Origin of the sequence: Streptomyces sp. NPDC101219 (genome assembly GCF_044767675.1) — a bacterium.
GTDB lineage: Bacteria > Actinomycetota > Actinomycetes > Streptomycetales > Streptomycetaceae > Streptomyces.
Genome location: NZ_JBIWOK010000007.1, coordinates 274,508 through 287,496, shown reverse-complemented (window position 1 = coordinate 287,496; position 12,989 = coordinate 274,508). Strand labels below are relative to the sequence as shown.

The 12,989-nt window shown below is 73.0% G+C and carries 12 protein-coding genes; 2 read left to right on the top strand and 10 right to left on the bottom strand.

The genetic code is table 11. The features are described 5' to 3' along the window. Positions 1 to 12 precede the first annotated feature (12 nt). From ruvA to pgsA, 9 genes are all read right to left on the bottom strand, one after another. Positions 13 to 618: a Holliday junction branch migration protein RuvA gene (gene ruvA / locus ACIRPP_RS16540; RefSeq protein WP_403642786.1), complete on the bottom strand. Its 606-nt coding sequence runs from the start codon at positions 616 to 618 to the stop codon at positions 13 to 15. Continuing rightward, positions 615 to 1,235 (bottom strand): crossover junction endodeoxyribonuclease RuvC, encoded by a 621-nt coding sequence (gene ruvC, locus ACIRPP_RS16535; RefSeq protein ID WP_403642783.1) that lies wholly within the window; start codon positions 1,233 to 1,235, stop codon positions 615 to 617. Before ruvC ends, ruvA begins: the two co-directional genes overlap by 4 nt. Positions 1,236 to 1,379: 144 nt before the next feature. Next, positions 1,380 to 2,132: a YebC/PmpR family DNA-binding transcriptional regulator gene (locus ACIRPP_RS16530; RefSeq protein ID WP_362093257.1), complete on the bottom strand. Its 753-nt coding sequence runs from the start codon at positions 2,130 to 2,132 to the stop codon at positions 1,380 to 1,382. 49 nt (positions 2,133 to 2,181) lie between these two features. Next, positions 2,182 to 2,790 (bottom strand): pyridoxal 5'-phosphate synthase glutaminase subunit PdxT, encoded by a 609-nt coding sequence (pdxT, locus tag ACIRPP_RS16525; protein WP_192231712.1) that lies wholly within the window; start codon positions 2,788 to 2,790, stop codon positions 2,182 to 2,184. Between the two features lie 8 nt (positions 2,791 to 2,798). Then, positions 2,799 to 3,710, bottom strand: coding sequence for a pyridoxal 5'-phosphate synthase lyase subunit PdxS (gene pdxS / locus ACIRPP_RS16520; RefSeq protein WP_164335858.1), 912 nt, complete (start codon positions 3,708 to 3,710; stop codon positions 2,799 to 2,801). Between the two features lie 196 nt (positions 3,711 to 3,906). After that, positions 3,907 to 4,449, bottom strand: coding sequence for a hypothetical protein (locus ACIRPP_RS16515; protein WP_192231710.1), 543 nt, complete (start codon positions 4,447 to 4,449; stop codon positions 3,907 to 3,909). Between the two features lie 717 nt (positions 4,450 to 5,166). Next, positions 5,167 to 6,330: a glycosyltransferase family 4 protein gene (locus tag ACIRPP_RS16510; protein WP_403642779.1), complete on the bottom strand. Its 1,164-nt coding sequence runs from the start codon at positions 6,328 to 6,330 to the stop codon at positions 5,167 to 5,169. Beyond that, entirely contained in the window at positions 6,327 to 7,259 is a 933-nt protein-coding gene (locus ACIRPP_RS16505; RefSeq protein WP_403642776.1) for a phosphatidylinositol mannoside acyltransferase, read from the bottom strand. The genes ACIRPP_RS16510 and ACIRPP_RS16505 overlap by 4 nt, the downstream gene beginning before the upstream one ends. Next, positions 7,256 to 8,038, bottom strand: coding sequence for a phosphatidylinositol phosphate synthase (gene pgsA / locus ACIRPP_RS16500; protein ID WP_403642773.1), 783 nt, complete (start codon positions 8,036 to 8,038; stop codon positions 7,256 to 7,258). The genes ACIRPP_RS16505 and pgsA overlap by 4 nt, the downstream gene beginning before the upstream one ends. A 240-nt stretch (positions 8,039 to 8,278) precedes the next feature. Between pgsA and ACIRPP_RS16495 the strand changes: the two genes are divergently transcribed. Both ACIRPP_RS16495 and ACIRPP_RS16490 read left to right on the top strand, forming a co-directional pair. Further along, positions 8,279 to 10,477, top strand: a complete 2,199-nt coding sequence (locus ACIRPP_RS16495; protein ID WP_403642770.1) for an elongation factor G-like protein EF-G2 — start codon at positions 8,279 to 8,281, stop codon at positions 10,475 to 10,477. 243 nt (positions 10,478 to 10,720) lie between these two features. Then, on the top strand, positions 10,721 to 12,376 hold the full coding sequence (locus ACIRPP_RS16490; protein ID WP_403642767.1) for a hypothetical protein: 1,656 nt from the start codon (positions 10,721 to 10,723) through the stop codon (positions 12,374 to 12,376). A gap of 33 nt (positions 12,377 to 12,409) precedes the next feature. On the opposite strand, the gene ACIRPP_RS16485 is transcribed toward ACIRPP_RS16490, so the two are convergent. Beyond that, positions 12,410 to 12,958 carry an HIT family protein gene (locus ACIRPP_RS16485; RefSeq protein ID WP_403642764.1) on the bottom strand — a complete coding sequence of 183 codons (549 nt, stop codon included), beginning with the start codon at positions 12,956 to 12,958 and terminating at the stop codon, positions 12,410 to 12,412. Positions 12,959 to 12,989: the final 31 nt, after the last annotated feature.

The window sequence follows — 12,989 nt, the reverse complement described above, 5'->3', positions numbered from 1 at the left end:
GTGGGCCGCGGGCTATCGGGCGCGGTTGAGGGTCTGCAGCGCCGCCTTCAGCAGGACGCCGATCTGCGGGGGGCCGCCGGCCGCCTCGGCCTGGGGTGCCACGGCGGTGACCGCCTCGTCGGCCTCGCGGCTCGCGTAGCCGAGGCCGATCAGGGCGGCGTGCAGCTGGTCGCGCCAGCCGGTGGTGACGGGGGCGCCGACGGAGGGGGCGCCGAGGGGTTCGCCGAGCCGGTCCTTGAGTTCCAGCAGCAGTTTCTGGGCGCCCTTCTTGCCGATGCCGGGGACGGCGGTGAGCGCCTTCTCGTCGGCGGTGGCGACGGCACGGCGCAGGGCGTCGGGGCTGTGCACGGCCAGCATGGCCTGGGCGAGGCGGGGGCCGACGCCGCTGGCGGTCTGGAGCAGCTCGAACGTCTGGCGTTCGTCGTCGTCCGCGAAGCCGTACAGCGTCAGGGAGTCCTCGCGGACCACCAGGGACGTGGCCAGCCGGGCGTGCTGCCCGACGCGCAGCGCGGACAGGGTGTTCGGCGTGCACTGGACGGCCATGCCGACGCCGCCGACCTCGACGACCGCGGCGTCGGGGGCGAGTGCGGCGACCGTGCCGCTGACGAAGGCGATCATGCGGGGCGCCCCTTCGATGGGTTCGGTGCCGCGGTGGTCCCCGCGGCGGGTGTGCGCGCGGCCGGGCGCCGCGCGGCGGGTCGTCGCTCCGCGGGCGCCGCCGCCCCGGCGTGCCGGGCGACCGCCTGCTGGAGGCGGTTCTGGGCGGGGGCCCGCCAGATGTGGCAGATGGCGAGCGCGAGCGCGTCGGCGGCGTCGGCGGGCTTCGGTGGCGCGTCGAGCCGCAGCAACCGGGTCACCATGGCGCCGACCTGGGCCTTGTCGGCACGGCCCGAGCCGGTGACGGCGGCCTTGACCTCACTGGGGGTGTGCAGGGCGACGGGCAGGCCGCGGCGGGAGGCGCACAGCAGGGCGACGGCGCTGGCCTGGGCCGTGCCCATGACCGTGCGTACGTTGTGCTGGCTGAAGACGCGCTCCACGGCGACGGACTCCGGCCGGTGCTCGTCCAGCCACTGCTCCAGGCCCTCCTCGAGGGCGACCAGGCGCCGGCCCAGGTCGGCGTCGGCGGGCGTCCGCACGACCCCGACGCCGAGCATGGTGAGCGGCCGTCCGGCGACTCCCTCGACCACCCCGACGCCGCACCGGGTCAGACCCGGGTCCACCCCCAGTACGCGCACGCTCCACCTTCCCTGGCCGTCGTCCGTCCGTGCAGGCTATCCGCTGCCACCGACAACCCCGGGCAAGGCAACGGGCCGACGGGGTCGTCCCGTCGGCCCGGTGTGCCGTTCCACCGCGTGTGTAGCGCATCGCCCCGGCGCGGGCTACGCGTCGACCTTCTCCATGATCTCGTCGCTGACATCGAAGTTGGCGAAGACGTTCTGCACGTCGTCGCTGTCCTCGAGCGCGTCGATCAGCTTGAAGATCTTCTTCGCGCCCTCCTCGTCCAGCTCGACCTGCATGGTCGGGACGAAGTTGGCGTCGGCGGACTCGTAGTCGATGCCGGCGTCCTGGAGGGCGGTGCGCACCGCGACCAGGTCGGTCGGCTCGCTGATGACCTCGAAGGACTCACCGAGGTCGTTGACCTCCTCGGCGCCCGCGTCGAGCACGGCACCCAGCACGTCGTCCTCGGACAGCTCGCCCTTGGGGACGATCACGACGCCCTTGCGGTTGAACAGGTACGACACGGAGCCCGGGTCGGCCATGGAGCCGCCGTTGCGCGTCATGGCGACGCGGACCTCGGAGGCGGCACGGTTGCGGTTGTCGGTGAGGCACTCGATGAGCACCGCGACACCGTTCGGACCGTAGCCCTCGTACATGATCGTCTCGTAGTCGGCGCCGCCGGCCTCCAGGCCCGCGCCCCGCTTGACCGCGGAGTCGATGTTCTTGTTGGGAACCGACTGCTTCTTGGCCTTCTGGATGGCGTCGTAGAGCGTGGGGTTGCCTTCGGGGTCGGCACCGCCCATCCGGGCCGCCACCTCGATGTTCTTGATCAGCTTCGCGAAGAGCTTGCCGCGCTTGGCATCGATGACGGCCTTCTTGTGCTTCGTCGTGGCCCATTTAGAGTGGCCGGACATCTGCCTGTCTCCTTCGCGTAACCCATCCCTGCAACGAACGCATGGAATCCTACAAGGACTCGGCCCGCCGGCACGCGCGTGTCATGTCCACGAACAGCGCATGGACCCGGTGGTCGCCGGTCAGTTCCGGGTGGAACGACGTGGCCAGCGCGTTGCCCTGACGGACCGCGACGATGTGGCCGTCGTGCTCGGCGAGCACCTCCGCGCGGGCGCCCACGGACTCGACCCACGGGGCGCGGATGAACACCCCGTGCACCGGATCGCCCGGCACGCCCCGCACGTCGACGGCCGCCTCGAAGGACTCGTTCTGCCGTCCGAAGGCGTTGCGGCGCACGATCATGTCGATGCCGCCGACGGTCTCCTGCCCGGAGCGCGGGTCCAGGATCTTGTCGGCGAGCAGGATCATCCCGGCGCAGGTGCCGTAGACGGGCATGCCCTCGCGGACGCGGGCGCGCAGCGGCTCCAGCAGGCCGAAGAGGACGGCCAGCTTGGAGATGGTGGTCGACTCGCCGCCGGGCAGGACGAGACCGTCCACCCCGGCGAGCTCCTCGGGGCGCCGCACGGGCCTGGCCACGGCGTCGGCCGCGGCCAGGGCCACCAGGTGCTCCCGTACGTCGCCCTGGAGGGCCAGGACGCCGATCACAGGTGAAGCGGGCATCCGGGCGCCTACCAGCCGCGGTTGGCGTAGCGCTCGGCCTCGGGGAGGGTGTCGCAGTTGATGCCGACCATGGCCTCGCCCAGGTTGCGGGACGCGTCCGCGATGATCTTCGGGTCGTCGTAGAAGGTGGTCGCCTTCACGATCGCCGCGGCCCGCTTGGCCGGGTCGCCCGACTTGAAGATGCCCGAGCCGACGAAGACGCCCTCGGCACCGAGCTGACGCATCAGGGCGGCGTCGGCGGGCGTGGCCACACCGCCGGCGGAGAACAGCACGACGGGCAGCCTGCCCAGGTCGGCGACCTCCTTGACCAGCTCGTACGGGGCGCGCAGCTCCTTGGCGGCGGCGTACAGCTCGTGGTTGTCGTAGCCACGCAGCCTGGCGATCTCGTTCTTGATCTGGCGCAGGTGGCGCACGGCCTCGACGACGTTGCCGGTGCCGGCCTCGCCCTTGGAGCGGATCATGGCGGCGCCCTCGGCGATGCGGCGCAGGGCCTCGCCCAGGTTGGTGGCACCGCAGACGAAGGGGGTGGTGAACGACCACTTGTCGGAGTGGTTGACCTCGTCGGCCGGGGTGAGCACCTCGGACTCGTCGATGTAGTCGACGCCGAGCGACTGCAGCACCTGGGCCTCGACGAAGTGGCCGATGCGGGACTTGGCCATCACCGGGATGGACACGGCCTCGATGATGCCCTCGATCATGTCCGGGTCGGACATGCGGGCCACGCCGCCGTCCTTGCGGATGTCGGCCGGGACCCGCTCCAGGGCCATGACCGCGACGGCGCCCGCGTCCTCGGCGATCTTCGCCTGCTCCGGCGTGACGACGTCCATGATCACGCCGCCCTTGAGCTGCTCGGCCATGCCGCGCTTCACGCGGGCGGTGCCGGTCTCGGGGGCCTGGTTTTCGGAGAGCGTGCTGGACACGAGTGACCTCACTGAGGGGGAAGAGGATTTCTGCAGCTCCGAGGAAACGTGAACGGACCAGTCCACAGCAAGGGCCAATGGGAAGCCGGTGGATCGTTTTCCGGGCCACCGGGCCACCGGGCCGCCGGGCCGCCGGGTCACCGAGCCGCCGGGCCCGGTGCGGTGCGGTGCGCGTACCGTGCGCGCGGGGGCGGTGCTACGCCACCCGTTCGACCAGGGCGGCCGGGGGCTCGTCGTCCATCTCGAAGGCCATCGGGAACGGGGCGTGGCCCGCCAGCCGGAACCAGCGCACCTTGCGGTGCCGACGCAGCGCCCGGGCCGCCCGCACCGCGTCGTTGTGGAAGCGGCGGGCCATCGGCACCCGGCGCACCGCCTCGGCCAGCTCCAGCGTCGCGGCCTCTCCCCCGGGCGCCTCCCGGACCGCGTCCACCTGCGGCGCCTCCGCGAACACGGCGCGCAGCGCCTGACTCAGCTCGCTCTCCGCGACCTCGCGCTGCTCCTCCACCGCCTGCCGGGCGGCGTGCGCCGCCTCGTACAGCACGATCGAGGCGGCCGGGTCCAGGACACCCGAGGTCGCCAGCTCCTGCGCCACCGAGGCGCGGCGGAGCAGCTGGGCGTCGAGTGCGGCGCGGGCCGCGTCGATCCGGGCGTGCAGCCGGTCCAGGCGCCCCGCCGTCCAGCTCAGGTACAGGCCGATCACGACGAGCGCGACGAGGATCCAGATGAGGGTTGGGGTCACGGGCGGCAAGGCTACCGGGGCGCTCCGCTGGGGGTGCGAGTGCCTGTGACGTGCCGTCGGCTGTCGGCGCGCCGTCCTCGGGGGCTGCCGCCCCCGGGCCCCGCTTCGGCCTGGACGGCCTCGTCCTCAAACGCCGGACGGGCTGGAAGACGCGCTCCATCCCGACCGCCGACACCGGCCTCAGGGACTGCCGCCCCCGAACCCCCGCATCGGCCCGAACGGCCTCGTCCTCAAACGCCGGACCGGCTGGAAGACGCGCTCCATCCCGACCGCGGGCACCGGCCTCAGGGGCTGCCGCCCCCGAACCCCCGCATCGGCCCGAACGGCCTCGTCCTCAAACGCCGGACCGGCTGGAAGACACGGCGCCTGGCACCAGGGCACCCCCGCCCCGCCGCGCGCCGAGCAGGCTGGGAGAGGCGCCCCCTGGCACCGAGGCGTCCCGTGCCCCGGGCCGGACGCCGGACGGGCTGGATGCGCCCGGCACCCCGGCCGCCGGCACCGGCCCCCAGGGGCTGCCGCCCCCGAACCCCCGCATCGGCCCGAACGGCCTCGTCCTCAAACGCCGGACCGGCTGGGGGACACACCCCTGGGCAACAGGGCACCCCGCCCCGGCCACGCGCCGAGCAGGCTGGAAGACGCGCCCCCTGACACCAAGACGACCCGTGCCCCAGGCCGGACGCCGAACGAGCTGGATGCGCCCCACCTGCCCCGGAGGGGTCAGTCGCGGGCCAGGCCGAAGCGGGACCAGAGGCCTGTGGTGCGGTCGTCGGCGGCTACGGCTGCCGCGCCGGCGGTGACCGTCTCGTAGACGGAGAGGATGTCCGCGCCCACGGTGGACCAGTCGAAGCGGCGGACGTGGGTGCTGCCGCGGTCGCGGAGCTTGGCGCGGCGCTCGGGGTCCCCGAGGAGCCGTACGGCGGCCGAGGCGAGCGCGTCGGCGTCCTCGTTGGGGAACAGTTCGCCGGCCGCGCCGCGGTCGAGGACCTGGGCGAAGGCGTCGAGGTCGGAGGCGAGGACCGGGGCGCCCGCGGACATCGCCTCGACGAGGATGATGCCGAAGCTCTCGCCGCCGGTGTTGGGCGCGACGTAGAGGTCGACGCTGCGCAGCAGGCGGGCCTTGTCCTCGTCGCTGATCATGCCGAGGAACTCGACGCGGGAGCGCAGGTCCGCGGGCAGTTTCTCGACGGCCTCCTCCTCGTCGCCGCGCCCGGCGACCAACAGCCGGGTCTGCGGGCGGGCGGCGAGGATCTTCGGCAGGGCGCGCATCAGGACCGGCAGGCCCTTGCGGGGCTCGTCGATCCGGCCGATGAAGCCGATCGTGTCGCCCTGCCACTCTGGCTTCGGCTCGGCGCGGGCGAAGAAGTCCACGTCGACGCCGTTGGGGATCACGACCGCGTCGCCGCCCAGGTGCTCGACGAGGGTGCGACGGGCGTACTCGCTGACCGCGATCCGCGCGCTGATCTTCTCCAGGGCCGCCTGGAGGATCGCGTACGCCGCGATCATCGCGCGCGAGCGCGGGTTGGAGGTGTGGAACGTGGCGACGATCGGTCCCTGCGCGGCCCAGCAGGTCAGCAGGCCCAGCGAGGGCGAGGTCGGCTCGTGGATGTGGATGACGTCGAAGGCGCCCTCGTGCAGCCAGCGCCGTACCCGGGCGGCCGACAGGAAGCCGAAGTTCAGGCGGGCCACGGAGCCGTTGTACGGCACCGGTACCGCGCGGCCGGCCGAGACGACGTACGGCGGCAGCGGGGTGTCGTCGTCGGCGGGGGCGAGCACGGAGACCTCGTGGCCCAGGCGGATGAAGTACTCGGCCAGGTCGCGGATGTGGAACTGGACGCCGCCCGGGACGTCCCACGAGTAGGGGCAGACGATGCCGATCCTCACGGGGTGTCCTCCGGGGCCTTCCGGGCGGGGTCACGGGCGGGGTCGAGGTCCTTGAGCCACAAGCGCTGGAGCATGTGCCAGTCCTCCGGGTGGTCGGCGATGCCGGTGGCGAAGGCGTCGGCCAGCGCCTGCGTCATGGAGGACGCCTTCTCGGCGCGGGTGCCTGACGCGGGAACCTCGACGGGCGGGTGCACGCGGCCCCGCATCACCGGCGAGTCGTCGTACCAGAGGGTCACCGGCAGCAGCCGTGCCCCGGTCTGCAGTGCGAGCAGGGCGGGGCCGGCCGGCATCCGCGCGGTCTCGCCGAAGAAGTCGACCTCGACCCCCGAGGCGGACAGGTCCCGGTCGGCGACCAGGCAGACCAGGCCGCCGTCGCGCAGCCGGCGGGCCAGGGTGCCGAAGGCGGTGCCCCCGCTGTGCGGCAGGACCTCCATGCCGAGGCCCTCGCGGTAGGCGACGAACCGGTCGTACAGCGTCTCCGGCTTCAGGCGCTCGGCGACGGTGGTGAACGGGATGCCGAGCCGGGTGGTCACCCAGGCGCCCGCGAGGTCCCAGTTGGCGAGGTGGGGCAGCGCCAGGACGACGCCCCGGCCGGCCGCCATACCGTCGGTGAGGTGGTGCAGGTCCTCGGGCTCGAACCCGTTCCTGATCCGCTCCTCGCTCCAGGCGGGCAACCGGAAGGACTCCATCCAGTAGCGCAGGTAGGAGCGCATGCCCGCGCGGGACAGCTCGGCGAGCCGCTGCGGGCCCGCGTCCGGGACCACGCGCGCGTAGTTGCCCTCCAGCCGCAGCACGCCCGTGCCGCGGCGTCGCCACGCGACGTCGGCGATGCTCCGGCCCAGCCGCACGGCGACGGGCTCGGGGAGTTTCCTGACGGTGCTCCAGCCGGCGCCGTACAGGGTGTCGGTCAGCCGTTCCCGGGCGCTCACTTCGCGGCCTCGCTCCCCCGGCTCCCGCTGCGGCCGGCGACCGAGTCGTCGCCGGTGTCCTCCTCGTCGGCGGCCACCGCGTCGCCCGCCACCGCGTCCGCCTCCGTGGCCTCCCGGCGCACGGTGACGACCCGCTGGATCAGCGTCACGAGGCTGCCCACGGCGACGATCCACAGGGCGACCGGCAGCAGGTACTGGATGCCGGGCACCCCGAAGGCGTGCAGGCCCGCGAGTCCGGCCGCGACCAGCGAGATCACCAGCCGCTCGGCCCGCTCCACCAGTCCGTTCACCGCGACCGGCAGGCCGATCGACTCGCCGCGGGCCTTGGTGTACGACACGACCTGGCCGCTGGCCAGGCAGAAGATCGACACCGCGCACAGCACGGTGTCGTCGCCCCCGGCCGCGTACCACAGGGCGAAGCCGCCGAAGATCGCCCCGTCGGCGACCCGGTCGAGGGTGGAGTCGAGGAAGGCGCCCCAGCGGCTGGAGCGGCCCAGCTGGCGGGCCATGTTGCCGTCGACCAGGTCGGAGAACACGAACAGCGTGATCACCACGGTGCCCCAGAAGAACTCACCCATGGGGTAGAAGACCAGCGCACCCGCGACCACGCCGGCCGTACCGATGAGCGTGACCGTGTCCGGGCTGACCCCCCGCCGGATGAGAAACGCGGCGAACGGCGTGAGGACACGCGTGAAGAATGCACGCGCGTACTTGTTCAGCATGGCCTTCCCGACGGTCGGTGTGGCCGCGCGGCCCCTGCTGGCCACCGGCTGGCCCATCGTAGTCACGCGCACGCGCGGGCGGCCGGGCACCCGCCCGGACCGCCCGCCGGGGCACGGACGTCCGGGGCACATGTCCGCCCGCGGCGCCACCCGGCGGCCGTCCCGCGTCCGCCGTATGGACGCACCGTGACGGGAGTGGAAAGCTCGGAGTACCGCGGGCGCCGCCGGAGCCGCACCGCACGCGGGTTCCGCCGGTCCGCGCCCACAGCGACCTCACCGTGTCCGGGAGGCAGGATCATGGGCGACAAGGCGCACACACACCCCGGAGCCGCCGGCAGGGCACAGGCGGCCGACCACCCCGCGTCCGTACGGAATGTGGTGCTGGTCGGCCACTCCGGATCGGGCAAGACAACGCTGGTGGAAGCTCTCGCACTGACCGCGGGAGCGGTGAACCGGGCGGGCCGCGTGGAGGACGGCGGCACGCTCTCCGACTACGACGAGATCGAGCACCGGCAGCAGCGCTCGGTGCAGCTCTCCCTGGTGCCCGTCGAATGGGACGGGATCAAGGTCAACCTCCTCGACACCCCCGGCTACGCGGACTTCGTCGGGGAGCTGCGGGCCGGTCTGCGCGCGGCGGACGCGGCCCTCTTCGTCGTCTCGGCCTCCGACGGCGTGGACGGCTCCACCCGCATGGTCTGGGACGAGTGCGCGGCCGTCGGCATGCCGCGCGCCATCGTCGTCACCCACCTGGAAGCGGCACGCGCCGACTTCGAGGAGATGACCCGGGTGTGCGCGGAGACGTTCGGCGGCGACGACCCCGACGCCGTCCTGCCGCTCTACCTGCCGCTGCGCGGCGCGGAGGGACCCGACGGGCACGCGCCCGTGACCGGCCTGATCGGACTGCTGTCGCAGAAGCTCTTCGACTACTCCACCGGCGAGCGCAAGGAGTCCGAGCCCGGCCCGGACCAGCTGCCGCTCATCGCGGACGCCCGCAACCGGCTCATCGAGGGGATCATCGCGGAGAGCGAGGACGAGACCCTCATGGACCGCTACCTCGGCGGCGAGGACATCGACACCGGCACCCTGATCGAGGACCTGGAGCGCGCCGTGGCCCGCGGGGTGTTCTTCCCCGTCCTGGCCGCCTCCCCCGCCGCCGACGGGGCCCGCCAGGGCCTCGGCACCCTCGAACTGCTGGACCTGGTCACGGGCGGGTTCCCGACGCCCCTGGAGCACGGCACGCCCCGGGTCACCACGGTCGACGGCAAGCCGCGCGAGCTGACGCCCTGCGATCCCGCGGCCCCGCTGGTCGCCGAGGTCGTCAAGACCTCCTCCGACCCGTACGTCGGCCGGCTCTCCCTCGTCCGCGTCTTCTCCGGCACCCTGCGCGCCGATCAGACCGTCCACGTCTCCGGCCACGGGCTCGCCGACCGCGGCCACGAGGACCACGACGTCGACGAACGCATCGGCGCGCTGACCACTCCGTTCGGCAAGCAGCAGCGCCCGGTCCCGCACGTCATCGCCGGCGACCTCGCGTGTGTGGCGAAACTCGGCCGCGCGGAGACCGGGGACACCCTCTCCGCCAAGGACGACCCGCTGCTCGTGGAACCCTGGGAGATGCCCGACCCGCTGCTCCCGCTGGCCATCCGCGCCCACAGCAAGCCCGACGAGGACAAACTCTCCCAGGGTCTGTCCCGGCTCGTCGCCGAGGACCCCACCATGCGGCTCGAACAGAACCAGGACACCCACCAGGTGGTGCTGTGGTGCCTGGGCGAGGCCCACGCCGACGTCGCCCTGGAGCGGCTGCGCAGCCGCTACGGCGTCCAGGTCGACGTCGTGCCGCACCAGGTGGCGCTGCGGGAGACCTTCGGCTCCCCTGCGTCCGGACGGGGCCGGCACGTCAAACAGTCCGGCGGCCACGGCCAGTTCGCCATCTGCGAGATCGAGGTGGAACCCCTGCCCGGCGGCTCCGGCGTCGAGTTCGTCGACAAGGTCGTCGGCGGCGCCGTCCCGCGCCAGTTCATCCCCTCCGTCGAGAAGGGCGTCCGCGCCCAGGCGGCCCGGGGCGTCGCCGACGGTCACCCCCTCGTCGACATCCGGGTGACGCTGCTGGACGGCAAGGCCCACTCGGTGGACTCCTCCGACGCCGCCTTCCAGACGGCCGGCGCGCTGGCCCTGCGGGAGGCCGCCGCGGACGCGGTGATCCACCTCCTGGAGCCCGTCGCGGAGGTCACGGTCCTGGTCGGCGACGACTACGTGGGCCCGGTGATGAGCGACCTGTCCGGCCGCCGCGGCCGGGTGCTCGGCACCGAACAGTCCTCCGCCGGACGCACCCTGGTCCGGGCCGACGTGCCCGAGATCGAGATCGGCCGGTACGCCGTCGACCTGCGCTCGCTCTCGCACGGCACCGCCCGCTTCAGCCGCCGCTACGCGCGGCACGAGCCGATGCCGCCGCAGGTCGCCCAGCGGCTGCGGCAGGAGACCCGCATGGCCTCGTAGGGAGCGGCGCCGGGCGCCCGCGCGAGCTGTCGCCGGGCGCCCGCGCACGCGCCCGTCCACCCCGCACACCACCGAACGCTTCACTCCGCCCCGGGCCCCGCACTCCGGGCCCGCGCACGGGCCGTCACGGTCCGCAGACGGACACGCCCCGCTGCCGATACGCTGAAGACCTGATCAACAGGTGTGCGCAGCAGGGAAGTCGGGAAGGCCGCAAGACGACAGTCGCGGCGATCGGGGGCGGGAATGACCGTTGAGAGCGGTTACGCGGACTTCTTCGGTCCGCAGGTGCCGCGCATGGGCGACGAGGGACAGACGCCGACCTTCGCGCTGGCCTCGGCCGCCTACCGGGACAACGAGGCCGACGAGATACTCAAGGCCAACAACGAATGGCACAAGTCGGCCGTCTCCAAGCCCAGGATCAAGCTGTTCCGGCCCAATCTCGGGGAGGCCTTCTCCCGGGCCGTCATCGACCGGATGCTCGGCTCCGGGCGGGCGCCGCTCGTGCAGTCCTTCGGCACCCAGCCGCACGTGGTCGTCGAGCACAGCCTCGCCGCCCACCGCATCCGCCGGGAGCGCGACAACTGGCTCAGTGCCGTCATGGTCCTGTGCGGCGTGCTCTTCCTGCCGGGCCTGCTCGTCTGGCTGCTGGTGTTCCAGATCCGCACCACCATGACCAAGCGCGAGGACAAGCGCGCCGGGGCCCTGGCCACCACGCTGCTCGTCGGCGTGGGCGCCCTCGCAGTGCTGTTCGTGCTCCGGATGCCCTTCGACGGGTTCTGGGGCTGGTACGCACGGGCCTGCGTCGTCGCACCCGTCGCCGGCTGGTTCTGGGCCAAGCGGATCTGCGAACGCACCGCCCACGACCTGCGGGAACGCTGGGACAGCCTGCTGTCCGGCGGCAGCGTCGGCGCCAAGGTGCCGGAGGCGGTGCCCAGCAGCCCCGGGGAGACCGCCGCCGAGGAGCTGCGCCAGTCCCTGGCCCGGCTCAGCGCCGAGCAGCAGTCCAACTCCGTCTTCTACGCCGGCCCCAAGGGGATACTCGGCATGGGCACCCGCTGGGGCAGCTGGCAGCTCGCCGAGGAACTGGTCCCCGCCGACCCCGACCGGGAGATCAACCCCTTCCGCAGCTGGGACGTCATCAAGGCCATCCACGACCGGCTGCGCATGCTGGAGCGCGGCCCCCTGCACACCGGCGGCTTCACCAAGCCCTCCGTCCGCCACTGGATCGTCACCCCCATCGGTGAGAACGCCACCGCCGTCTCCCGGCCCGAGGGCACCGACGTCGAGGCGTACCAGGTCAAGCAGCACGCCATACAGGAGATCTGCAACAAGCAGCAGTTCGGCGCCGGAGACCGCCACTACCTGGGCGTGCAGTGGACCCTGTGGGACGGCCAGCTCGTCATCACCATGCTGATCACCGTGACGGTGCTGCACGAGACGCTCCGCATCGAGGTCACCGGCCACGCGCTGGGGCCCGTGCACCCCCTGTTCACCACCAAGCCGGCCGCCAAGGAGAAGACGGTCCAGAAGTCGGTCAAGTTCTGGGAGACCCGCACGGTCAAGCTGCCGCTGGTCGACGCGGACGAGGTGGTGCGCCTCACCGCCCGCGCGCCCCTGACCTGGTATCCGCCGCTGCTGTACTGGCTGGGCGGCAAGCTGACCCTGCCGGAGCCGTTCGGTCTGCGGCACGCCTGGGCGGACAAGCCGTGGCGGCACCGCTTCATGGCCGACGACGCGCTGCGCGCCGCGACGCCCGTCCTGCGCGCGGTGCACTCCGCCGCGATCAAGGTCCTGGCGGAGAACGGCGTGGACACCGAGAAGTTCGGCGCCCGCTCCTCGGCCCTCAGCGGGGCGGTGCAGGAGGCGGCGCCCAAGAAGGCCGACGTCTACGACGCGTGAGGGGTGCCCCCGGCCGGGGGCACCCACCGCCGGTCAGGAGGAGGGCCAGGCGTCCGCGAGCATCTTGCGGGTGTCGCCCAGCAGCTGCGGGAGCACCTTCGTGTGGCCCACCACCGGCATGAAATTGGTGTCCCCGCCCCAGCGGGGGACGACGTGCTGGTGCAGGTGGGCGGCGATACCCGCGCCCGCCACCGTCCCCTGGTTCATGCCGATGTTGAAGCCGTGTGCGCCGGAGGCGGTGCGCAGTGCCGTCATCGCCTGCTTGGTCAGCTCACCGAGCTCGGCCGTCTCCTCGGGGGTGAGGTCCGTGTAGTCGGCGACGTGCCGATACGGCACGACCATGCAGTGGCCGCCGGTGTACGGGTAGAGGTTCAGGACGGCGTAGACGCGTTCGCCCCGCCGGAGCACCAGTCCGTCCTCGTCGGACTTGGCCGGGATCGAGCAGAAGGGGCAGTCGTCGTCGGCGCCGGGGCCGCTCGGCTTGTTCTCGCCCTGGATGTAGGCCATCCGGTGGGGCGTCCAGAGACGCTGGAACGCGTCCGGCGTCCCCACTCCCAGCTGCTGCTCCGGCTCACTCGTCATGCGTGCAGCATATGGCGTCCGGGGGGTGGCA

What these genes read in the sequence shown, in the direction of transcription:
- ruvA (WP_403642786.1), bottom strand. Translation starts at nt 618, where the DNA reads ATGATCGCCTTCGTCAGCGGCACGGTCGCCGCACTCGCCCCCGACGCC.
- ACIRPP_RS16530 (WP_362093257.1), bottom strand. Translation starts at nt 2,132, where the DNA reads ATGTCCGGCCACTCTAAATGGGCCACGACGAAGCACAAGAAGGCCGTC.
- pdxT (WP_192231712.1), bottom strand. Translation starts at nt 2,790, where the DNA reads ATGCCCGCTTCACCTGTGATCGGCGTCCTGGCCCTCCAGGGCGACGTA.
- pgsA (WP_403642773.1), bottom strand. Translation starts at nt 8,038, where the DNA reads ATGGGCCAGCCGGTGGCCAGCAGGGGCCGCGCGGCCACACCGACCGTC.
- ACIRPP_RS16495 (WP_403642770.1), top strand. Translation starts at nt 8,279, where the DNA reads ATGGGCGACAAGGCGCACACACACCCCGGAGCCGCCGGCAGGGCACAG.
- ACIRPP_RS16490 (WP_403642767.1), top strand. Translation starts at nt 10,721, where the DNA reads ATGACCGTTGAGAGCGGTTACGCGGACTTCTTCGGTCCGCAGGTGCCG.
- ACIRPP_RS16485 (WP_403642764.1), bottom strand. Translation starts at nt 12,958, where the DNA reads ATGACGAGTGAGCCGGAGCAGCAGCTGGGAGTGGGGACGCCGGACGCG.